We start from the raw sequence: 21,892 nt of genomic DNA, 5'->3' as shown, positions 1-21,892 counted from the left end.
TCGCCCTTTGCGTTGGCCTTATGTTTTGTCGAATAATGATGAATCACATCTAACCATGTCCCTCCTGTCTCTATTTATCAAACAATGTGTAAGGAGAACATTATTCATGAGAAATCAATCCAATCATCGATTCTACCTGTTGCTTGCCTGCTGTCTATTGTTCCTCGGCAGTCTGGCCCTCCCATTCAACAGCGCCCAGGCTCAGCCGAAACAAAAAGCAACCTGGTTTTGGGACACAGCTATGATCAAGGAATCATCCGAGGATATTTTGTCCTTCGCTTTCGCTAATGGCGTGAACACATTTTATCTGCAAATGAACCGTGATGTACGTCCAGAATACTACAAGAGCTTTATCCGTCAAGCTACGGCAAAAGGCATTGAAGTCCACGTCCTTGGAGGCTCACCTAGCTGGTCACTCGAGTCAGAACGCTACCGTCTGGAAATCTTTTTGGACTGGATCGCTGCTTATCAGGCATCCGCTGCCCCTGAGGAACGTTTTACCGGTGTACATATTGATATCGAGCCGCACGTGCTTGGTAAATGGAGTACAAACCGTTCTTCCCTGATCAAGCAGTGGCAGAGCAATGTCCGCTTTCTGGCCGACGGAGCACGTTCCTTGAACCTTCCGATTACGGCCGATATTCCATTCTGGCTGTATACTTACAATCTGCCAGATGACTCCATGTCGATGAGCCGCTGGATCATTTCCAAAGTAGATGCTGTCGTCGTAATGGCTTACCGTGACCAGGCCACCAACATATATAATCTGGCCATTCCGGAAATGAATGAAGCTGCTGAACTTGGCAAAAAAGCAATCATTGCTGTCGAAACGAAATCAAGCGGTGAAGGAAATTTCATCACGTTCTATGAAGAAGGCTCCTCCATCATGAATGAACAGCTGCAGCAGGTGGATGTCATGGCAGCTCAGCACGCGTCTTATGACGGTCTTGCCATTCACGAATACAGAGCTTGGAAGGATCTAGTTGACCGGGGGAATTAAGCATGTATTCCACCACACAATTCCTTGAAACATCAAACGTTTCACGCATAAAAGGCCGCCGGTAACGGCAGCCTTTACTCTTGTTCGCTCTTACGTCACAAACACTCCAATCGAACATCCCCGCTCTAACTGATCATGCTGCCAATAGAAGTAAGAGTACATAGCCAAGTGTCAGTTTCGCACGCATTATGGGACCTTTTTCAATGGGTATATGTGTATTCATACGAATCCCCTCCTTGATTCCGAGTGAAATTTCATACGTACGTGATCCTGTATATTTCAGTATATTCCCTGCATCAATTTTGACCACAACTAAATTTGTTTCCCAAGAGCAAAAAAAATAGCAGCAAGGAAGAAACAAAACCAAACTTGCCAATTCCCCTAAGGCATTGAATATGGTGCTTTTTACACAGACAGCCGTCTTCTTCTTGCAGTGCCTGTGATATGTCTTTTCCGTGAAAAAACGAAGCTTGTCTCTTCTATAAAAGAGTACAGCTTGTCTTGAAATCCCATCCTTCTTGTGCAATAGTGAAAGAAGAAAATTGAAGGAGGGGTCGGCTTGTCCCTTGCTGAATGGATTGATGGTTTTTTCGGCTCGATGGAAGGTCTGCTGGCAGTGCTGTTGTCAGCGGCCGTATTCCTGGGCATATACATATATAGTGCTACCCGACTTCAGGCCGCCCGAACGGAGACGCTGGAACGCATAAGGCAGTCCTTGACACTTTACACACAGCTGGCCGGACCGCTCACCGCCGTTATCGAACATCCTGACGAGGCAGACCTGCCTGATGAGCAGCTCGTGGGACTCTTGCAGGAATGCAAAGCGGCAGATCGGTTGACGATGGATCTGCTAGAGCAGATCGACAACTATCTGCGCGACCGTGACGATTCAAGGCTGCCGCAGCTGAGCCGAACTTTGGAACGTGAGATGAATGGGCTCGTTCGGGAACGCGGCGAACTTCTTCGCCGTATAGAAACTCCTGGCTGGGGAAGCGGTCTGTGGCTGCTGCTGAAGCCAGCTGTACCTGGCGTAGCTTTTGCTGCTGCCGTGTTCTGGACCTTTGAGCTCATCTCTGAGCTGCAGTATCCAGAGGCATGGACGGCCCCCGAGGTATGGTGCCTGTGGCTCTCCTGGATGATTGCTACTGTTTCCTTTTATCGACTGCTGATGGACTCCAGACGCCGTTCGCTCGGCGTGATCTTCTATGGACTCCATTTTCTGATTGCTGCAACCGCTCTGCCGAACCTGATCTGGCCCGAAGCTTCCCCTTATGTGCTGGCCACACAGCTGATGCTGTACCTGACAGGATTCTGGTTCACGTCAACCCGCTCCAGAAAAGAACGGCCTTATGCAGGCCATCCGGAACTGCTGGAGATGTACTCACAGCATCCCGGGGCTGCGTCAGAGGACGACATCCAATCAGCTAAATGTCCCTCCCCCCTGCCTCCCCGTGATGGCAGCACAGGCAGCAAGCATCGTTCTCTTAAATAAATATCCACATAAAGGCGTCCTAGGGTCAATATCGACCAACAGGACGTCTTTTTAATGTTGAATAATCCTGTCAATCCTCCATGAAAGACAATCACCCCTTCATTCTCATCTCGACAAATAACTTTACTTGTGTTAATTTATTTACACAAGTAAATATTCAATGGAACAATCTCACTCATTCCGCATTATCAGAGAAAGGAGACATTCATGAACCAACCTCATATTCCCTTACGGGAACTCAAAAAAGCCAAAACAAGAATAGCCTTGTACGAGGCCGCGATGTCACTGATCGGAGACCGCGTGTTCCGTGAAGTCATGCTGGACGACATTTGCCGGATGGCAGAGGTATCACGGGTAACCTACTTCAACCTGTTCCGCAAAAAAGAAGATCTGCTTCTGTATTTCATGCGAATCTGGCTGACGGGCAGGATCATCGACATCCAAGAGCAGCAACTTCGCGGTTTTGAAGCAGTTCGGCATCTATATCGCCATATTGCAGAACAGTCACGGGAAAAAGCCGGAATTATGCCAAGCCTGATTGCCTTTTTGTCGGAAATGAAAATGCATCCGTGTATGCCGGAACTCAGTCAAGCTGAAGTTCAGCTTCTGTTTCCCGGTCATGAGGAGCTTGGCGCCGAATCTCCCGATATGTTTGCTCTATTTGAACGTTGTATGTCAGAGGCCGCTCAAGATGGCACACTAAAACCCGGGGTTCCCATACCGGAAGCTATACAGTTTCTGTTTATGGTGTTTTATGGCGCTTTTCTTACTTCACAGCTCTACGCTTCGGATGATATTGGATCCTTTTATGAAGCACAGCTTAAATTGATCGAGAATTAGAGATTTGAGGAGGAGTTAATATGGGTAAAGTGATACCAGGCCGCTATACGGCCCAGATGGATGGCTCGTTTGTTGTGTTTATGATCGGGATGCGGGTCAATCGCCTATGGGCAATCCACAAATGGCTACCGGTCTTTCGGGCTATGGGGCCCATGATGCGAGAGCTTTATACGAATCGGGAGATCGGTTTCCTAGACGGGAGCGTACATTTATCTTGGCGCGGCGTAAGCCTTATCCAATATTGGAGATCCTTCGAGGAGCTAGAACATTATGCGCGACATGGAGACAATCATCTTAAAGCTTGGAAAAATTTCAACCGCAGCATTGGAACAGACGGCACCGTCGGTATTTATCATGAAACGTATATGGTGCAGCAGGGTCAACACGAATCTGTATATAACAACATGCCGATATTCGGACTAGCTAAAGCAGGCCATCACATTCCGGCAACTGGAAGAAAAGAAACGGCGAGCCGCAGACTCGGCCGGGATAGCGAACCTGCTGTACCCACTCCGCCGAATCCTGTACAGCGCGGATGATGTCTAGAATATAGATCAAGCAGCCAAAAAAGCACTTCCGGATAAAGATCTCCGAAAGTGCTTTTATACAGCCCGGCTCTATTTCGTACCCGAACGAGGTGTTTGCTGCCTGGCTGAAATCCGGCTGGACTTTTCCGGTGGGACGGCGCCAGAGGACGTATTTCCAAAACGCCTACGCTCCGTGCGCTCCATTTGAACGATCTGTCCCTCATGCACAACGATATGCAGCGAACCGAACTCCATATCGTCCAGAAGGCCTGCAATACGTTCCAGCCACGTTTCATCCACTTTTAAAGGTTTCGCCATGGATACCGCCTCCTTTACCCGGGTCATAAGCCCTTTTATGATACCGCTGCGCTTAACAATAATAATCCCCATCAAGAAATCCGGAAGCATCCGGATTCAAAAAAACATCCTTATCCAACCTGTATAGTATGAATTAAACTTAGCATGGTCTGGAAACCTATGTCAATGGGCACTTTTTCGTGATAACCAATTTTTGAGCAGCAATGTAATGAGAGCCAGAAGCAGAAGCAGAGACGCTACCGCGAAGGATGCCGAGAATTGGTATTCGTTATACAATATTTCTACATGAAGCGGCAATGTATTCGTCTCCCCCCGGATGTGACCGGATACGACAGATACCGCACCGAATTCTCCCATAGCTCTCGCGTTACACAGGATGATACCATACAGAAGTCCCCACTTGATGTTCGGCAACGTAACCCGCCAGAATATGTGCCAACCGCCTGCTCCAAGGGTTACCGCTGCCTCCTCCTCCTTCGTCCCCTGATCCTCCATTAACGGAATCAGTTCCTTCGCAACGAACGGAAAGGTAACAAACAGGGTGGCGAGGACGATGCCCGGTAGGGCGAATATAATCTTGATGTCATGCCCATCCAGCCATGGTCCGAGCCATCCCTGCCGTCCAAAAACCAGAACAAAGATTAATCCGCCTATCACGGGAGAGACAGCAAAAGGCAGATCAATCAGTGTAATCAGCAATCCTTTTCCTTTAAAGCTGAATTTCGTTATACTCCAAGCTGCAATGACGCCGAATATCGTATTCAGCGGAACGGTGATGGCTGCCACGAGCAGCGTCAGCCGTAGCGCCGACAACGCATCGGGATCGGACAGTGCCGCGGTGTAAACGTCCCAACCCTTTTTCAGCGCCTCGGTTAGTACGGTCAAAAGCGGCAACACGATCAGCCACAGCAGCACCATACCCGCCGCACTGATCAAGGTCCATTTCACCCACACTTTCTCCGCTGATGCCGGAGAGGAAGGGACGCTGCCGGGTATTCCCCGTGCCATCGGTACGGTTCCTGCCATGATAAAATCCTCCTTGTTCTCCGTTTAGCGAGCGGTCTTCCGCGTCCAATACTGTAATAGATTAATGCCCAGAAGCATCAGGAAAGAGATGAGTAAGAGTAGCAGCGCCACAGCCGTGGCTCCGGCATAGTCAAACTGCTCCAGCTTCGACATAATGAGCAGCGGGGCGATCTCGGTCTTCATCGGCATATTACCGGAGATAAACACCACCGAGCCGTACTCTCCAATGCCCCGCGCGAAGGCCAATGCAAATCCCGTCAAGAGCGGTGGAATGAGCGCAGGAAAGATTACTGTGCGGAATGTCCGCCAACGTCCCGCCCCGAGCGTAGCCGCCGCTTCCTCGGCATCCCGCTCTGCATCCTGCAGAACCGGTTGAACAGTCCTTACCACGAACGGGATACCAATGAACATCAGCGCCAGTGTAATGCCAAGCGGCGTGAAGGCCACCTTGATTCCGAGCGGCTCGAGAAGAGATCCGATCCAACCGTTTGCGGAATATATGGCTGTAAGCGCAACTCCCGCCACAGCGGTCGGGAGGGCAAACGGGAGGTCAATCAGTGCATCCCAGAGCTGCTTACCGGGGAATTCATACCGCACAAGTACCCAGGCCAGCAGCAATCCGAGTATCGTATCGATCAAGGCAGCCAGCGCTGCCGTTCCAAGACTGACCTTATAAGATGCCAGTACACGTGGATCGGCCGCAATTTCCCAGAACTTGCCCCAGGTGAGTCCTGTATGGTTTAGCAGCAGAGCAGATAGCGGCACCAATACAACCAGACTCATGTAAAACACAGTGAATCCCATTCCGATTCCAAAGCCAGGAAGCACTCGGCGCCTGCCTCTGCTCTTTGCCTGAAGTAAAGCCATCATTCCTCATCCTTTCCCACCTTCAGCCTAATGGGCTGATCAGCTGCCAGGCACGTAAATCTTGTCGAATATGCCCCCGTCATTAAAATGCTTAACTTGCGTCTCTTCCCAAGTTCCGAATATATCCTTCAGTGTAAACAGCTCGATCGCCGGGAATTTATCATTAAATTTCTCACTTACACTGTCTAGCGTTGGACGGTAGTAGTTCTCCGCGGCAATTTGCTGCCCTTCCTCACTGTACAAATATTTCAGATAGGCTTCTGCCACCTCTCGCGTCCCGTGTTTGTCAGCAATCTTGTCTACCACAGCGACCGGCGGCTCGGCCAGGATGCTCACTGACGGATTTACAATTTCAAATTTATCTGGGCCAAGCTCGTTGATCGATAAATAGGCTTCATTCTCCCAAGCCAGAAGCACATCTCCGATTTGCCGCTCCACGAACGTCGTTGTTGCCCCACGGGCTCCGCTGTCGAGCACCGGCACATGGGTGAACAGCTCCTTTACATATTCCTGAGCCTTCGCTTCATCGTTGTTGTTGGCCTTCAATGCATACCCCCATGCCGCCAGATAATTCCACCGCGCACCGCCCGATGTTTTCGGATTCGGTGTGATAACCTCCACGCCTTCCTTGATCAGATCCGGCCAGTCCTTAATACCCTTCGGATTGCCTTTACGTACAAGGAACACAATGGTCGACGTGTACGGCGCACTGTTATGCTCGAACTTACCTTCCCAGCCATCCTGGATCAGCCCGGCTTGACGGATTGCATCAATATCATATCCGAGTGCCAGCGTGACCACGTCCGCTTCCAAGCCGTCAATAACGGATCGGCTTTGTTTGCCAGAGCCCCCATGCGATTGTTTGAATGTGACCTTCTGTCCTTTCTCCTTCTCCCAATAAGCTGCAAATGCTTTGTTATAGCTCTCGTACAATTCACGGGTCGGATCATAGGATACGTTCAAGAGCTCCACACTTTTGGCTTCTGCTCCGCCCGTCTGCTCCTTTCCTTTAGCCGAAACGCTCGGGTCAGTTTTATCCGTTCCGCAAGCTGCCAGTGCCGCTGCCATCATGACTGCCAGACCTACCAAAACTCCTCGTTTTAACACCTTTTTCATATGGAATCACTTCCCCTATTTTTCTTTAGACGGATTGCCAAGCTATCACACTTCATTTGACAATCCGTCTTTACTAAACAGGAATACAAAAAGAACGGAGGACCCCCATAAGGATGTGGTCAAATCGGCCGTATCTGCTTCATCCTTGTGGGTGTTCCTCCGTTCATACGGTGAGAACAATTTATATAATTCCTACCTGTTTAGTGTGTTATAAGTAATTGTAATGACTCCACTGCAACCTGTCAAACCTTTTTTCACAACATCATACAGAAGCTACAATCTGATAAAGTTCTTCCGGTTCATGGATCAGGTATGTAGGTTTTCCCTGAATCAGCAACTCCTCGGCGTCATATCCCCACGTAACCATGGCGCAAGCAATACCCGTGTTCTGGCAGGCCTCCGCATCCCGAAGCTCATCTCCAATGTAGAGTACCTCATCCTTCGAGATTCCCCGCTCCTTCAATAGCTTCCGGAGTGCCTTCTCCTTACCGAATATATTGCTCGCCGTGTATACGAAATCAAACATCTGACTGTCATGAATGCCAAGAAACTTCTGAATGTTATCCTCACTGTTGGACGACAGAATCCCCATCGTCATCCCTTGTGACTTCACCCTGGAGAGGACATCACGTATGCCCGGCACAATGTCCAGATCAATCACATCGTCCTTATATTTCTTCTTCACGTCGGCCACAAGCATCGGCAGCTTGTAGATCGGACATTTCATCACCTTTAGCCGCTCTCGTATCGAGAGGGAAGCCAGGTGTTCGATATCCTCATCTTTAATCTTCTCATAACCGTATTTATCCGCCAGATCGTTCATCAGCTTCACAACCAAGTATTTACTCTGGACGAGCGTTCCGTTGAAATCAAAAATGAGCACCTTGTACATGTCGTTCCTCCTTTATGCCACATATCTTATAGAGGTTGTTCAAAAAATCATCTTTTGATCACGAAGTGAATCAGGAAGCGAAATCGACGTCGAATCTTGAATTCAGCTAAAATGTTTCCGAAGGAAACATACTTCGAAAGCGTGCTCACGTAGGTTCAGCCTACGCTCCACTCCTCAGTCCCTAGCTTCATCCAACTCAAGCGTTTTGAAAAAACGCACATCGGAAGCATTTGCTTCGGTGCTGAAAATCTGACTTTTTGAACACGCACTTATATGACATTTTCTACATGACAAGGAAAATTCCTGTTAAACGACATCTACGTTTTCTACATTTCTAAAGGACATATAAGCGATTAACAGACCAATGATTCCAAGGGTAATCGGAATAACGATAAAAGAGCTGATGTAAAAACCACCGTTATTGTTGAGGAGCGTAATGAGAATAAAGGAAGAAACAATCGTTGCCGCTACCGATTTCTTACGCATTCCGAAATACAGAGGTATCATGCTAATCCCAGCTGCAGACAACCCCTGGATCAACATTTGGATTCCTTCATTTATGAGCAACTCCATAGAAGGAGTCCCAGGAATGATGTGAAGAACAGAATTCAATGCGATAAAGACGGCAATCACCGTTACATTCGAGATCAAGATCGTAATGAAAGTAATCCCCATAATCAGCAAGAGTTTAGCCGCAATCAACTTCTTACGCGGCACCGGATACGTAAACATAATCGAAATCGTCTTGTTGTTGTATTCATTAATAATGAGCTTACCGATCAGGACCGCTGCAAAAATAACAAACACCACTCTCACCATAACGCTCATCGCCGTAAACATTTCATCAAATGTAGAAAAGGCCGCTTTAAGATCCTGTTCTTCAACATAAGATATAAGTCCTATAAGCACAATGATCAAGAAACTTGCGATTAGAGCGCCCTTCCAGTACCATCCCATCTTGTGCTTTTTCAGTTCCAACTTCATCAACTTAAGCATATTTCTCTCCTCCACCCGTCTGATCGATGAAATATTCCTCGAGCGAAGTACGCTTATGATGAATAGACTCAATGGTCACATCGTTCAGAATGAGCGTCTTCGATATTTCAGGCTGCGAAACATCCGATTGGTAAATACGGATCGTATCATCTCCGATGACTTTGAAATTGTGGATATTCAGGCTGTTTTCCAGAACAAATACCGCTTTTCGGCAGTCTGGTGTAACGATTTCGATAAAGCCCAAATTGCGCGTTTTCAAATCGTTCATCGAGGCTTCCTCTTTAAGGACACCGTTCTGGATAATGCCAATCGTATCGGCAACCTGCTCAATTTCGCTGAGCAGATGGCTTGAAATAAACAGGGTCATATTATACTCCTTGCTAAGCATATGAAACAGATCCCTAAAATCCTTGATGCCTGCCGGATCGAGGCCGTTGATAGGCTCATCCAGAATGAGCAGTTCAGGCTTCGTTACGAGGGCTCTGGCCATGCCGAGTCTTTGCTTCATGCCGAGGGAGAATTCCGCGACAGCCTTCTTGTCCGCTCCGGTAAGCTTCACCAGCTCTAGTGCATCACTGATCGCCTTTTTGTTATACAAGCCCATGTACTCACAGTGTATCTCCAGGTTTTCTTTTGCCGTCAGCTTATCGTAAAAAATAGGGTATTCGATAATGCTCCCTATGCGCTTGAACATTTCAACGGAGGAAGGTTTCAGCATCTCTCCAAACAGCTCAATTTCACCACTCGTCGGCTTCACAAGATTCAATATCATTCGCATGACCGTTGTCTTACCTGCACCGTTCGGTCCAAGAAATCCGTAAATTTGTCCTTGGGAAATGTTCATGCTGACATCCGATACCACTTCTTTACCGTTGAATACTTTAGTTAAATTGCGGGTACTGATTATATAACTCATAATGATAAACTCCTCTCGTCACTTGCTTAATTCCATTCTAGACCGAAGCCCTATCATATTTATTTCGCAATTCTTACGAAACTCTTAAGTTCACGAAAGTCGACCCAGTTTGACGGTAAACACCGTAGATTTGAAGGGTTTGCTCCTTACGGTAATGTCTCCATACATTTCCTCCACTAGCCTTTTCGTAATCGTAAGCCCGAGTCCGCTGCCCTGGAACGATTGGTTTCTGGAATCCTCCAACGTATACATCCGTTCAAAAATAAGCCGCTGATCGCGTTCGCCGATTCCTTTTCCCCGATCCCACACATCCACGTAGACGTGATCGTCATCGCAGCGCAAGGTTACGCCGATCTTGTCCCCATCCCCGCCGTAGCGGATTGCATTCGAGAGAAGATTGTCCAATACCCGGCTGAGAGCTTCCTCGTTCCCTTTGGCATAGACCGGTGTATCAGGAATATCTATTACTGCCTCGAGCTTGCGGGATTGCAGCAAATCGTAGAACATAAGGATGCTACTGCGACATATCTCGTTCATTTCCACCCGGGTCAACGGAATGTCCCGATCCCCCGACTCCAGCTTGGCCAAATCAAAAAATCGATTGATCAGTTCCACAATTTCCACCGCTTTGGAATGAACCTTGGTAAGAAGGCGCTTCTGTTCCTCAGGCTCCATATCAGGCTGATGTGCAATCATCTCAATATAACCAAGCACCACGGTAAGGGGTGTCTTTAAATCGTGTGAGATGTTCGCCAGCATTTTGCGCATCGCAAGCTCTGTCCGGGTAAACTCCACTTCATACTGCCGTTTCAATTCAAGCAGCCGATTGACTGTATTCAACAGTGTGTGCACACCGGGATCCTGGGTGACGAGTAGCACTTGCTCTTGCGAGGAGGACGCCATGACGGCCTCCAGCTTATCGGTAATATACTGTATATTTCGCGCAGTATTTCTCCGTGATATGTACTGAACGATGTTTAATATGGTAAGAAGCACGATGACGCCCAGCAGAAAGAGGGTCAATCCCATGCTAGAATTCCCCCAACCTGTATCCGATACCCCATAGTGTTTTTATATATTGAGGTGCCGAGGGTTCGTCTTCGATTTTCTCACGCAATCGGCTCATATGGACGTTAATGACATTTTCATCTCCGTAGTAATCATCGTTCCAGACAGAGCTGAATATTTGCTGTTTCGTAAATACCTTTTTCGGATTGTTCAAAAAAAGCTGTAAAATCTGCAGCTCCTTCGCAGTCAGCTTGACCTCTACTCCGTTCTTGCTCACAGTCAGGTTATCCATATCCATGGACAGCTCGTGTACGTTGATCACACGGGACTGCTGCGGCAGCTTATCGACATAATGTGTGGCCCGCCGGATCGCCGCTTTCACTCTCGCAGACAGCTCGATCATAGAGAACGGCTTCGCGATATAGTCATCCGCACCGAACCCCAGCCCGATCGCCTTGTCTGCTTCCCCGCCCTTCGCAGATAAAATCAGGATCGGAACATGGCTCTTCTCCCTCACGATTCGAAGGAAGTCCATCCCGTTAAGCTTAGGCAGCATCAGATCCAGCAGGATTAAATCGAACGTCTGATGGCTGAACATCTGCAACGCCTCCTCCCCGTCATGGGCATGAAACAGTTGAAACCCCTCACCAGATAAGTAACTCACGACCATTTCTCCGATGGAAAGATCGTCCTCAACAAGCAGTATAGTACCGTTCATACAGCATTTTCCTCCTATGTGTATAAAAGAACTTCCTCTATTACTTTAATCCTAAAACCGCGACCAGTAAATGGATTGGGTCGGGAACGACGAATGTGCATTTTGTTGTTAGGAAGACGCTACGAGTACGAATCGTTCCTACGATCGCTCTTGCCCCCGAATTTCTTGAATTATTCCTATGAGGAAGAAATTCGAGGACACGAGCGTATGCTTCCGATGCAGCTTTCCGTTGGAAAGCTTTTAGGCGAACACTTAATTCATAACTTTACACTATCCAAAAACAGAATCATTTTATAAGCGTTTCTATTCTCTCCACCTGCGAATATAAGAATAATAACTTTAACTTTAACTTCTATAAGTAAATAATAAAATATTCAATAAATATTTACTTTAATAATATTAAAATTATATTTGATTTTTTTAAAACCATCTGTTAATCTACTATTGAAGAAGGAGGGGAATATGGATATTAGAAATGTGCCGAATTGGATATTATCCTTGGACAATGAAGACATGGAATTCATTAAAAATTTTGTACTCAAATCAGGTTCATTGAAAGAAATTGCAAAAGTATATGAAGTGTCATATCCAACAGTAAGGCTAAAGCTCGATAGATTAATCCAGAAAATAAAAATCAATGACGCTATAGATAACGAGGAATTCATCAAATTTATCAAAAATCTCTCGATTGATGATCGCATAAGCGTAGAGGACGCAAAACTGATCATTGAAAAATACAAACAAGAAAGGAAAGAACCATAATGGATGATATATATAGACTTTTAATTATTGTCGGGATATTAGCAGTCCAATACTTTTTCTCAACTCGGAACAACGTTTTTTGGGGAGCGATTATACCAGCATCCTATATTGTGTTTTTAACATGGATGTTTGTTACGGATCGTATCGAAAGTACTGTAGGGTTTATCCTTTATCTACTATTAGGGTTACTTTTCCTTATTGCAGAATGGAGTGCAGGAAGAAAAGCCCTTAACCAGAAAAGAAAAAAAGAATTGGATAAGATAAAAACTCACGATATGAAGTAGTATAATTTTAAAGAATAATAACAAAAAGACTATCTCTTGGAATTAGATGATCTTTCCTTCTATGTAAATGGTATTACTTAAAATGTTTTTGCCTTTCTGATTTCTGATTTCTAATTGCTATCTTCTAGACTAGTTAAAGATAATGAATGATGAAACTCTTTGTTAACTAAACTGCCCGTTAGCTCAATGAAGTGCAACTAAAATTTTTTGTGAATCTGAGCATAAGCCTTTTTCATTTTTTCTCGTAATTCTTTGTTCTTGTTCTCCAGTGCTTTGATTTTGCGTTTTAACGTTTCGATGAGTACATCCTTATTCGCATCATTCACCTCACGCTTTTTTTCCTTATGGAGTAGGTGCTTGTGATTGTTGACAGCTTAAGGATTCGATCCTCTCGCGGATATCTGAATGGTTATATAAACTCGCTTTCGAGACACCCGATTCTTCTGATACTATCGTTTTATTTATTTTCTTCTGACTAGCCTCATCCAAATGGATGAGGCTTTTGTCTGTTCTGGAAAAACAGATTAAAGGGCCAATGTTGAATCGCTATTACTCTTGAAGAGAAGGAATATTCCAGAAATTCGGGGGCAGGAGCGATTGTAAGAAACGATACGTACTCGTTGCGTCCTATAGCAGAAAAAGATGTCCCAGTTCAACCCCTGAGACACCCTTTTCAATATTCAAAAAGCTTACGTATAATCTCCTACTATTACGCCTTCTCCACCGGACAGATGCACACCGGGCGTGGAACCTCGATCGTATATCCGGTCGATTCCAGCTTGCCTGTATCCTTATCGATTTTATAACTTGCGATTAAGCCGTTGTCCTGGTTAGCGGATACGAGGAAGCCGCCTGGCAGAATGTTAAAGTGACGCGGGCTCTTTCCTCCGGAGGAGATCCAATTCACCGCACGCAGCATACCGGTATCCGTATCGATCTCATACTGGACTATACTGTCATGGCCCCGGTTAGAGGCATACAGAAAGCGGCCGCATAGCGAAACGAGAACATGGGCGCCCGTGTTATCCATGACCACGTCCTCCGGTAGGGTGGAAAAATGCTGCAGCATCTTCAGGTCTCCAAACGTTGCGTCATATGCGTACACGGTAACCGTACTATTCAGCTCATTTACGCCATATACCCATTGCCCTGACGGATGGAAGGCAATATGGCGAGGACCGGACCCAGGCGGCAGACTAATCTCCCGGTGGGTCACAAGCTTCCCATCCTCGAGCCGGTATAAGTTGACGTCATCCATCCCCAGATCACTGACCACCACATATTTATGGTGAGGATCCTCGAATATGGAGTGCGGATGTGCCTCGGACTGTCGGTCATCCCTCAGTCCTCGTCCGCTGTGGCGGATAATGGAAGTGATTTCCCCGACGGCCCCCCCTTCTTCCAGCGCGAACACCGTAATCCGCCCGTCACTGTAGCCGGTTGTAAACAAATATTTCCCATCCCTCGAACGGGATACATGACAGGTTCCCGAGGAATCAGTCGGTTTGCGGCTGAGTACGCTTAGCTTGCGTGTTTCTGGATCAGCGCTGTATGCCACGACCTCGCTAGCTTCTTTTTCACTGACTGCATACAGCACACGGTGTAGCTCGTCAAAGTCCAAATAGGTTGCATTTTCAATACCCGATGTTCCGTCCAGCAGCTGCATCTCTCCGCTCTCCCGGTTAAGGGCAGCCAAATAAATACCATTGTCTTGGTCAGAACCATAGGTTCCTATGTAAAAATAAACGTCCTGCTCCATCATCACGTCGTCCCACACTCCTTTAATTTCTGAAAGAAACTGCTGTGATTGCTTCCGTTATAATGTATTACCCAACGCCGGCTGACCTTTATCCCTCCTTCCTCAAATTCACGAAAAGATTACTTTCGTTATACATCTATTATATATCCAATATTTGCATAAATCGAAAGGTATTGCCCCTACTGGGTTTGTCATGTACGGCGCTTGGATATAAGGTAACCTGGACTTCCGCCACCAAGCAGGTTACCGGAACACTGGCCGACCAGAAGCTGGTGATGAAGCTTGGATCAACCATTGCTTATGTAAACGGGCAGAAGACGAAACTTCCCATTGCCCCTTATACAAATGCCGGGCATACACTCGTACCCCTTCGTTTTGTAGCTGAATCCACAGGTTTGCCCGTAAAGTGGGACGCCAAAGCCCGCACGATCAAAATCGACCGCAAAACAGTTACGGATAAAGCCAGTACTGAAATCAAAAAGCTGTATAAAAACCAAGCTACTGCAGAAAGCAAGGGCGATTTCAAGGGAGCGATGACGGCAATTCATCCGAAATCACCTAGCTATAAAGAGTACGAGCAGAGCTATAAAGAAATGGCTGGATACAATGTCAAAGTGTCCTCCTTCGCTTATGACGTAACGGTAGCTGGCTCATCCGTTGTGGCCAGCGTTGAGAAAACCTACGAGCGTACCAGCGGACCATTTATCTGGGACTTCACCATATATTACGATGTAATCTTGAAAAAGAATGCCTCAGGTGCGTGGAAAGAATACGATAACACTCTGCTCGATATCGAGTATCATGTTCCGGACGGTTTCCTCGAACAGAAGCCAGTAGTGCCAGAAGCGGAACAGACCGCGATGCTGAATACACTTCAAACTCTTTACAAGGGAATGAACGAGGAGGACCGCGTAACTCTATTGTCAACGGTTTATCCGAAATCCCCTTACTTTGAAATGATGAATGAAGCGATTAACGCAGGTATTTTTGATGATTTGAACTTCCATATCCAAGCTGACGCTTCCCATATCGTCCTGTATCAGGATAATGAAGCTGTGATTTATGCGGAAGAAACCGATGATGCGGATGGAGACACATACACTTCCTCCTCCCTGTACTGGTTGAAAAAGAATAACGACCATTGGCTCATTTACGATCTGATTGATATTACAGAGTAAGCCCTATACCGATGAACACCCTGTCTTTATACCGTCAAACGGTTGAGGACAGGGTGTTTACTATTCACTATTTTTGATCGCCCATGCAGACATACTTCCTTTCCACAGACATATATCATAGGTAGTACCTTTAGGGGAGGAAAGATCTCTCGGGTAGACAGGTCCTCACGTATAAGCGATAATAATTCTCATATATATATTTCTCATTATTCTATCAGGTGGTGATCAAGATGGAACAGATACAGGAACTGTCCACCCGGGATACCATTCTCCATATGTTAAAGACTCAGGGGCCTCTCAGCGCCAAGTCGATAGCTTCTACCCTGCTCGTCACCGAGATGGCTGTCCGCCGACATCTCGGTAGTTTTGAAAAGGATGGCGTCATTGAGACCGAGCTGATTCGTCAGGCCATGGGTCGTCCGCTTGCCCTGTACCGTCTCTCACCGCATGCAGAGTCGCTCTTTCCGAACAAATATTCCACGCTTACGCTGGATCTGCTCGACGAGCTGACCGAGGAAGCCGGCGAGGAAATGGTCACACGGCTCTTTGAACGCCGGCGCAACAAGCTGCGGCAGCGCTACGAATCGGGAGTTTCCGGCAAAGAGTTGGCTGATCGGGTACGCACCCTGACCGACATTCAAAATGACAACGGGTATATGGCTGAATGTGAGCAAACCGATGATGGCAAATATGTTATTAAAGAGCATAACTGTCCGATCTCTCAAATTGCTAACCGGTATAATCAGGCCTGCAGCTGTGAGCTGGAGTTATTTTCATCTCTGCTACAAGCGAAGGTGGAACGGACGGAATGTCTCGCAAGTGGAGGCTGCCGGTGTGTCTATGTGATAACAGAATAGAAGAAACATGGGTCCGTGCAATCAACGGTCTGTCTGAACAGAGTTTATACTGTAGTTTTCAAAAAGGAGCTATCCTCACCGGTTAGGCGGGGGCAGCTCCTTCTTGTATTGGCAGTCTCTATACCGTTAGAGGTTAAGATTATATGGAATAGGCAACTCGATATCCTTCTCGATAACACCCGGATAGCTGGTTAATGTAAAAGTCAACGGCTGCGGGTACTCCTTCGGTATAAGATACAAATACTCCGTTGTTTTGCTCCATCCTGTCTCGGAATTTGAGCTCGTTGTCGATCGAACTCCTCTCGATGAATCATCCAGTTTATGTTTGTTCCCTTCCCCGTCAATGAACTCTTCATCATATTGAACACTGCCATAATTCATCTTCTCTTCTTCCTCGTACTCTAGTGTAAGAGTATGACCTTCCTTCTTTCTTGTATATTGACCAAATTTCATCTTATTGTCTGGCGAGCTCAACACAGCCCTTTTTTCCGTATCCACCACAATACTCATCTTGGCAGGGTCCACCGCATACAGGCCCCCCGCTTTCAAAGAAATCGAGTCGGGTTGATCTAACGCATTGCTGTCGAAGAAATAAGTGACTTCTCCATCCTTACCTGGTCCCCAACCCAAAGAGTTTGTAAGCCGAGTGGTCTTCCCGTCTTTGACCGATTCCAAATAGCCTTCCCACAGCCCCGACACCTTCATCGTATTCCCTGCATCAATGTTCCCTTTCAGGGCAATGCCCGCTGGTGAAAACACAGCTTCCCTCATCGTCATCTTCTGTCCCTGAATCTCGATCACCTTATTCAGCGGAATGGTTCGAATATACTTCCGGTAGGTATCCAGATCCAGGGTAAGGTCTATACTCAGCAGCTCTTCATCCTCTGTTGGAATACGGACACGGGCATTGGCCGAATCCCTCGCAACACGGAACTGGACGGATAATTGGTCTGGTATGGAATGGGCGTCCGAGAAAATAGAGTTGTTTTCCAAATGATGAACACCCGGCTCCAATTCATTGCTCCCCTCATAATGGGTACCTACTGGAAGTTCGCTTCCCACAAGATCGGTTAGCTTTGTCTCCCTTATAATCGCCTTCCGGTCAGACCGATTCTCCAGCGTATACAGCACCTTCAGCTGCTGGGATCCGACCAATACACCGTCTACAGTAATCGTGTAGTCCCCCTTCGTTACGGACTTGCCCACCGGCTGAATCATCCCGTGTTTATTGGCCGTATTCAGCGTAATGTCCTCCCCGAAATCATGCCCCTTAAGCGGAGGATAAGGTCCGGAAGCCATCCGTTCGGTCTGCTGCAGAGAACCGCTCAGCACCAACAGAATTACTACAGCTAAAGCTCCTGCCAGGAGGGCCATTCCTCTGTACCGTACACGGGATCGCTTGGAGTGTCTTCCTTTACGAATCCCTTCCTGTATAGCGACTTCCAATGCGTCATCCGATACGTCTGCCGCACTGGCTTCAGCGTCTTGAAAATAACTCTTAAGCATCCGCTCTTCTTTCTCATACATGGATTGCCGCACCTCCCGGCTTCATTTTTTGCCTCAGCAGCTTTAATCCCTGGTGCAGTCTTGTCTTCACAGTCCCCTCAGGACAATCTAGCACCTTGGCGATTTCCGTTACCGTCATGTCCTGATAATATTTTAGAATCAAAACATGACGATATTTAGGCTTCATCCGATTCAGTGCGCGTTCCAGATCAAGCTTGCTATCGTTGATCATTTCCCCCGTGCTTGTAGTACTTATCTCTTCGTATGGGACAACGCGCTTCCTTCGCTTTTGCTCATCCACACAACAGTTAATTAAAATTCGGATCAGCCAAGACACAAACACTTCAGGGTTTCTGAGACGCCCACATTGGCTCCATGCCCGGCAGACGGTCTCCTGAACCGCCTCAAGCGCATCGTTCTCATTGTGCAAGTAGCTGTAAGCAATACCGTACAGCCGTCTCCTCTGCCCCGTAATCAGGGCATGAAATGCTGCTTCATCCCCTCTGCAAGCCGCTGCAGCCAGCTCTCTTTCTTCCATGACGAGGCTCCTTCCCCCGAATTCTAGCCCTCTTTATTGTTAGTTCTGTATTATTAGACTGACCTCTGAGGTAAAACGTTTTATTTTTTCACCAAGTAGAAACGGCTTTGCCGTCCTTAAAGGACGGCGGCTGTTTCTGCGAGAAATAAAGCCGCCGGAATTATTCCAGCGGCTTGCCTGAGCCCTTCAGCATCTTCAGAACTCCATTCTCATATCCAATCTTATAGGAAACCTCATATTGCCGATAAGAAACGACACCATTTTTGCGCTCTTCCGCTGTAATGAGTCCGCTCACTTCCGTCTTTCCGCCCGTTCCAGTCAGGGCTGATATGTAATCAACTGTCACCTGCTGTGTATTTAAATAGCCTTCACGAAACTGCTTATAGGTCGTTCCCTTTTGCCACTGGCTGCCGAGCAAAGAATACGCCGTTACGTAATCTTCCACACTCAGGCTTAAATAATATTGGATGACAAGACCTTCTGCCTCTTCCTTGCTGATTGAAGCAGGCGCAGAGGACGCAGTGTTTGGGGCGGATGCCGTCTTGGTAGAGTTCGAGGTTCCGTCGATTTGATGTCCTGTCCATTCCTCCATCATAGCCGCAACTTGGCTGATCGGAATACTAAAGCCTATCGTTCCCTGTGTCATGATCGCCGAGTTGATACCGACCACCTTGCCAGTGTCCGAGTTAATGAGCGGTCCACCGCTGTTCCCTGGAGCAATGGGTGCGGAGGTCTGGTACAGATTGCTGTAGACATATGGATCAAGCTCAAATTCCCGATCCAGTCCACTAATGATTCCGGTCGTTACCGTATTTTCCAGACCATGCGGGCTCCCGAGTGCAAGCACCGGATCTCCGACTTCCGCCTTGTTTCGGGTCTCCAGCGGCAGCGGGTCTTTACCTGCCAGTCCTGGAACCCGAATAACGGCTACGTCCATGCTAGCCCCGATCCCAATGACCGTTCCGGCATATTCCTGCTTGTCTAGTCCAGTCACGGTCACATCGCTGTGTCCCTCAACAACGTGCGCATTGGTGAGCAGATCACCGTAGCGGTTAAACAGAAATCCTGAGCCGAGGCCATCCATCGTTTTGACGGTGAACACTTTCTTTTGGCTTTGCTTAATGATCTCCTTTACGGTTAAATCCTTCTCGCTGGACTGATCCTTAGCATCATTTCCTCTGTCGTTGTCAGGTTGAGCCGAAGTACTCTTAACATCGTTAGCCTTCGCTTCTCCCCCCTTGCTCTCTTGCGAAGTCTGTACGCTGTCGACAGCAGCGAGTAGCGGTCCCTGTTGCCCTTCCTTCGCTACGGTAACGTAAACCCAGACCGCTCCAACGGCACCAGCTCCAAGTATGATGATGCAGGACAGGAAGCTTGCCAAAATCCTCTTGTTCATGAACGTCTTCCCCCTATTCCACATACCACGTGATGTTGTCTACAACGGCTTGGCCTTCGGTATAAGCACCGTACAGAACCGACCTGAACTCTCCGCTTTGCCCGCGTTCCAGTACATAAGGAGAAACATCAATCGTTCCGCTTCCAAGGAACGACCCGTCCAAATTATAGACGGAAAGTTCAATCAGAACCGAAGAGATCGGTCTAGTTGCTACATTCCTAACCTGTCCCTCGACTCGCAGATCTCCGTAATCATCCAGCACCGTGTTCATATGAACAACTTCTACAGCAGCTGTACGGTTAACCAGATCTTCTTCCGCTGCCTTCTGCCGGGCAATCTCAATTCGCTTGGCCTCTGCCCGTTCAAAAGCAGCCTGTTCCTGAAGAATTCGGTCTTTCTGCTCGATCAACCGTTTATCCTCCTTGGCGTATGCCAGACCACCTTCTACCGCCAGAGTTGCTCCAGAGAAATCATTCGATTTCAATCTTTCCGCTGCATCACTCAGACTAACTTCAATGATTTTTGAAATAATCTGTTTCTCAAGCTCTGCAGCTTCTTTTCCCTTCAGTTTATTGATGGTTTCCAGCTTCTCCGCCAGCTTGGGTACTGTCGCCAGCTGATCTAGCTCGGCCTTAACTTTCATAACAGACAATGTAACCTGTGAGCTGGACAAGTCATTCTTCAGCGGCTTGAACAATGGCTCTGAACGGGATTTCAGCTTTTTGCTCAGCTCCCCAAGTTTTTTCTCAGCAGCTGTAATCTTCTTGGCTTTGAGACTACTGCGGGCCTGAGCTAGCTGTTCTTCCAATTCATTAGCCTCAGCCGCAATGCCGCGGTCGAGTAATATCCCATAATGATCCGGTCTCTTCGTAAGCGCTGTATCCAACAGCTTGATGGATTCCTCATATTTCCCTTCCAGTGCCTTCTTCTGAGCTTGCATTTGGAGCTGGTTGACATCCTTATTGACTTTATCTTCATATACATAATACACAGACAGCCCCATAGCTGTTGTTAGCAGCAGCATCAGCGGAATAAGCCATGCAAAAGGGCTTCCCTTCTTTCGTACAGACTTCCCTTGGTCATCGGTGTGCTGAGCGCCCATAGAATCTCCCGATTTTCTAGCGGCTCCTTCTATTTCCTTGGATGAAGCAGAGCCTGCCCGCGCAGTTGAAGCGGTCCGAGTATGAACCAACACCTCACCGCATGATGAGCATTTGAGCTGACTTGATGAATTTTTTGCACCACATGCATGACAATACAACTTGTTCTCCCCCATTAGAACGCCGTAAACGATCCGTTTCCGTGAACATGTAATATTTTCCTCCATATCATATAGTAAAATACGACTAGGTAAAAGGGGCTATTCTTCATAAAACGTCACGAAATGACGAATTTCCCCGGAAATAATACAATTTCTCAGCAAACACAAAAAAACTGTCCCTAAGGACAGTGAGCTCTAATGATATGACAATCAACGACTTCGTTTTCTTTTGTGTCGGAATACATAATGATAAAAAATATAGCAAAGACCGCATATGAGCAAAATAAGAGCCGCAAACCAGATAATGGGGAGCAAGTAGGGAGTGTGCTTCCCCGCTATGTACAATAAGTATGCTGAGATCGTATACATGATTAAAAATATTGTAATACGCTTGTACAGATCCATTAGCACAGCCTCACTTTCTTCTGTGTTGTTGGTCAATTATCTACATTTTTTTCCGTATTCATAACATTATGGTAACTCAAAATTCACGAAAATGCACTCAAAATTTGGAAGAAATATTAATTTTTTTATGTTTGATCGATTTATATACTAAGTAAGAAAAAATAAATAGAAATAAACTCCTTGCATAAACTAATGATATTAGTTAATATATAAATAACATTAGTTCATTG

Annotated in this window: 22 protein-coding genes; 8 read left to right on the top strand and 14 right to left on the bottom strand. The window is 46.9% G+C overall.

What is annotated here, in order from left to right; all coding sequences use genetic code 11:
- Positions 1–106 precede the first annotated feature (106 nt).
- From MNQ98_RS03110 to MNQ98_RS03095, 4 genes are all read left to right on the top strand, one after another.
- A complete protein-coding gene (locus tag MNQ98_RS03110) occupies positions 107–1,000 on the top strand; it encodes a hypothetical protein (protein WP_241931872.1) in 894 nt (297 codons plus the stop codon).
- Between the two features lie 559 nt (positions 1,001–1,559).
- Positions 1,560–2,492 (top strand): hypothetical protein, encoded by a 933-nt coding sequence (locus MNQ98_RS03105; RefSeq protein WP_241931871.1) that lies wholly within the window; start codon positions 1,560–1,562, stop codon positions 2,490–2,492.
- Between the two features lie 207 nt (positions 2,493–2,699).
- Entirely contained in the window at positions 2,700–3,332 is a 633-nt protein-coding gene (locus MNQ98_RS03100) for a TetR/AcrR family transcriptional regulator (RefSeq protein WP_241931870.1), read from the top strand.
- A 20-nt stretch (positions 3,333–3,352) separates the two neighbouring features.
- Positions 3,353–3,871 carry a DUF4188 domain-containing protein gene (locus MNQ98_RS03095; RefSeq protein WP_241931869.1) on the top strand — a complete coding sequence of 173 codons (519 nt, stop codon included), beginning with the start codon at positions 3,353–3,355 and terminating at the stop codon, positions 3,869–3,871.
- A gap of 78 nt (positions 3,872–3,949) precedes the next feature.
- Here MNQ98_RS03095 and MNQ98_RS03090 read toward each other — a convergent pair whose 3' ends face one another.
- The 9 genes from MNQ98_RS03090 to MNQ98_RS03050 all read right to left on the bottom strand — a co-directional run bounded on the left by MNQ98_RS03090 (position 3,950) and on the right by MNQ98_RS03050 (position 11,716).
- Complete coding sequence (locus MNQ98_RS03090; RefSeq protein ID WP_241931868.1) at positions 3,950–4,177, bottom strand: YezD family protein; 228 nt, start codon at positions 4,175–4,177, stop codon at positions 3,950–3,952.
- A 162-nt stretch (positions 4,178–4,339) separates the two neighbouring features.
- Positions 4,340–5,203, bottom strand: a complete 864-nt coding sequence (gene cysW / locus MNQ98_RS03085; protein ID WP_481856715.1) for a sulfate ABC transporter permease subunit CysW — start codon at positions 5,201–5,203, stop codon at positions 4,340–4,342.
- A gap of 24 nt (positions 5,204–5,227) precedes the next feature.
- On the bottom strand, positions 5,228–6,070 hold the full coding sequence (gene cysT, locus MNQ98_RS03080; RefSeq protein ID WP_241933831.1) for a sulfate ABC transporter permease subunit CysT: 843 nt from the start codon (positions 6,068–6,070) through the stop codon (positions 5,228–5,230).
- Positions 6,071–6,109: 39 nt separating this feature from the next.
- Positions 6,110–7,186, bottom strand: a complete 1,077-nt coding sequence (locus tag MNQ98_RS03075; protein ID WP_241931867.1) for a sulfate ABC transporter substrate-binding protein — start codon at positions 7,184–7,186, stop codon at positions 6,110–6,112.
- Positions 7,187–7,448: 262 nt separating this feature from the next.
- Positions 7,449–8,078, bottom strand: coding sequence for an HAD-IA family hydrolase (locus MNQ98_RS03070; protein WP_208916034.1), 630 nt, complete (start codon positions 8,076–8,078; stop codon positions 7,449–7,451).
- Positions 8,079–8,384: 306 nt separating this feature from the next.
- Complete coding sequence (locus MNQ98_RS03065) at positions 8,385–9,074, bottom strand: ABC transporter permease (RefSeq protein WP_241931866.1); 690 nt, start codon at positions 9,072–9,074, stop codon at positions 8,385–8,387.
- Positions 9,067–9,990: an ABC transporter ATP-binding protein gene (locus tag MNQ98_RS03060; RefSeq protein WP_208916036.1), complete on the bottom strand. Its 924-nt coding sequence runs from the start codon at positions 9,988–9,990 to the stop codon at positions 9,067–9,069. Before MNQ98_RS03060 ends, MNQ98_RS03065 begins: the two co-directional genes overlap by 8 nt.
- Positions 9,991–10,080: 90 nt before the next feature.
- Positions 10,081–11,013, bottom strand: coding sequence for a sensor histidine kinase (locus MNQ98_RS03055; protein ID WP_208920803.1), 933 nt, complete (start codon positions 11,011–11,013; stop codon positions 10,081–10,083).
- A 7-nt stretch (positions 11,014–11,020) separates the two neighbouring features.
- On the bottom strand, positions 11,021–11,716 hold the full coding sequence (locus MNQ98_RS03050; protein ID WP_208916037.1) for a response regulator transcription factor: 696 nt from the start codon (positions 11,714–11,716) through the stop codon (positions 11,021–11,023).
- Positions 11,717–12,178: 462 nt separating this feature from the next.
- On the opposite strand from MNQ98_RS03050, the gene MNQ98_RS03045 reads away from it, so the two are divergent.
- Both MNQ98_RS03045 and MNQ98_RS03040 read left to right on the top strand, forming a co-directional pair.
- The gene (locus tag MNQ98_RS03045; protein ID WP_241931865.1) at positions 12,179–12,478 is read left to right on the top strand and encodes a DUF2089 family protein; all 300 of its coding nucleotides are present in this window, start codon (positions 12,179–12,181) and stop codon (positions 12,476–12,478) included.
- Positions 12,478–12,762, top strand: a complete 285-nt coding sequence (locus MNQ98_RS03040) for a hypothetical protein (RefSeq protein WP_241931864.1) — start codon at positions 12,478–12,480, stop codon at positions 12,760–12,762. The genes MNQ98_RS03045 and MNQ98_RS03040 overlap by 1 nt, the downstream gene beginning before the upstream one ends.
- Before the next feature lie 709 nt (positions 12,763–13,471).
- On the opposite strand, the gene MNQ98_RS03035 is transcribed toward MNQ98_RS03040, so the two are convergent.
- Positions 13,472–14,524: a lactonase family protein gene (locus MNQ98_RS03035; protein WP_241933829.1), complete on the bottom strand. Its 1,053-nt coding sequence runs from the start codon at positions 14,522–14,524 to the stop codon at positions 13,472–13,474.
- A gap of 185 nt (positions 14,525–14,709) precedes the next feature.
- On the opposite strand from MNQ98_RS03035, the gene MNQ98_RS03030 reads away from it, so the two are divergent.
- Complete coding sequence (locus MNQ98_RS03030; protein ID WP_241931863.1) at positions 14,710–15,699, top strand: copper amine oxidase N-terminal domain-containing protein; 990 nt, start codon at positions 14,710–14,712, stop codon at positions 15,697–15,699.
- A gap of 230 nt (positions 15,700–15,929) precedes the next feature.
- Entirely contained in the window at positions 15,930–16,556 is a 627-nt protein-coding gene (locus MNQ98_RS03025) for a helix-turn-helix transcriptional regulator (RefSeq protein WP_241931862.1), read from the top strand.
- Positions 16,557–16,682: 126 nt separating this feature from the next.
- On the opposite strand, the gene MNQ98_RS03020 is transcribed toward MNQ98_RS03025, so the two are convergent.
- The 4 genes from MNQ98_RS03020 to MNQ98_RS03005 all read right to left on the bottom strand — a co-directional run bounded on the left by MNQ98_RS03020 (position 16,683) and on the right by MNQ98_RS03005 (position 21,188).
- Complete coding sequence (locus tag MNQ98_RS03020; RefSeq protein WP_241931861.1) at positions 16,683–18,083, bottom strand: DUF4179 domain-containing protein; 1,401 nt, start codon at positions 18,081–18,083, stop codon at positions 16,683–16,685.
- Positions 18,076–18,600 carry a sigma-70 family RNA polymerase sigma factor gene (locus MNQ98_RS03015; RefSeq protein WP_241931860.1) on the bottom strand — a complete coding sequence of 175 codons (525 nt, stop codon included), beginning with the start codon at positions 18,598–18,600 and terminating at the stop codon, positions 18,076–18,078. The genes MNQ98_RS03020 and MNQ98_RS03015 overlap by 8 nt, the downstream gene beginning before the upstream one ends.
- 160 nt (positions 18,601–18,760) lie before the next feature.
- The gene (locus tag MNQ98_RS03010; protein WP_241931859.1) at positions 18,761–19,996 is read right to left on the bottom strand and encodes a S1C family serine protease; all 1,236 of its coding nucleotides are present in this window, start codon (positions 19,994–19,996) and stop codon (positions 18,761–18,763) included.
- 13 nt (positions 19,997–20,009) lie between these two features.
- Positions 20,010–21,188 (bottom strand): FxLYD domain-containing protein, encoded by a 1,179-nt coding sequence (locus MNQ98_RS03005; RefSeq protein WP_241931858.1) that lies wholly within the window; start codon positions 21,186–21,188, stop codon positions 20,010–20,012.
- Positions 21,189–21,892 lie beyond the last annotated feature (704 nt).

This window comes from Paenibacillus sp. N3/727 (assembly GCF_022637315.1).
Classification (GTDB): Bacteria; Bacillota; Bacilli; order Paenibacillales; family Paenibacillaceae; genus Paenibacillus_AQ; species Paenibacillus_AQ uliginis.
The sequence above is the reverse complement of the archived record's forward strand: the minus strand, read 5'-3'. Positions and strand labels throughout refer to the sequence as shown.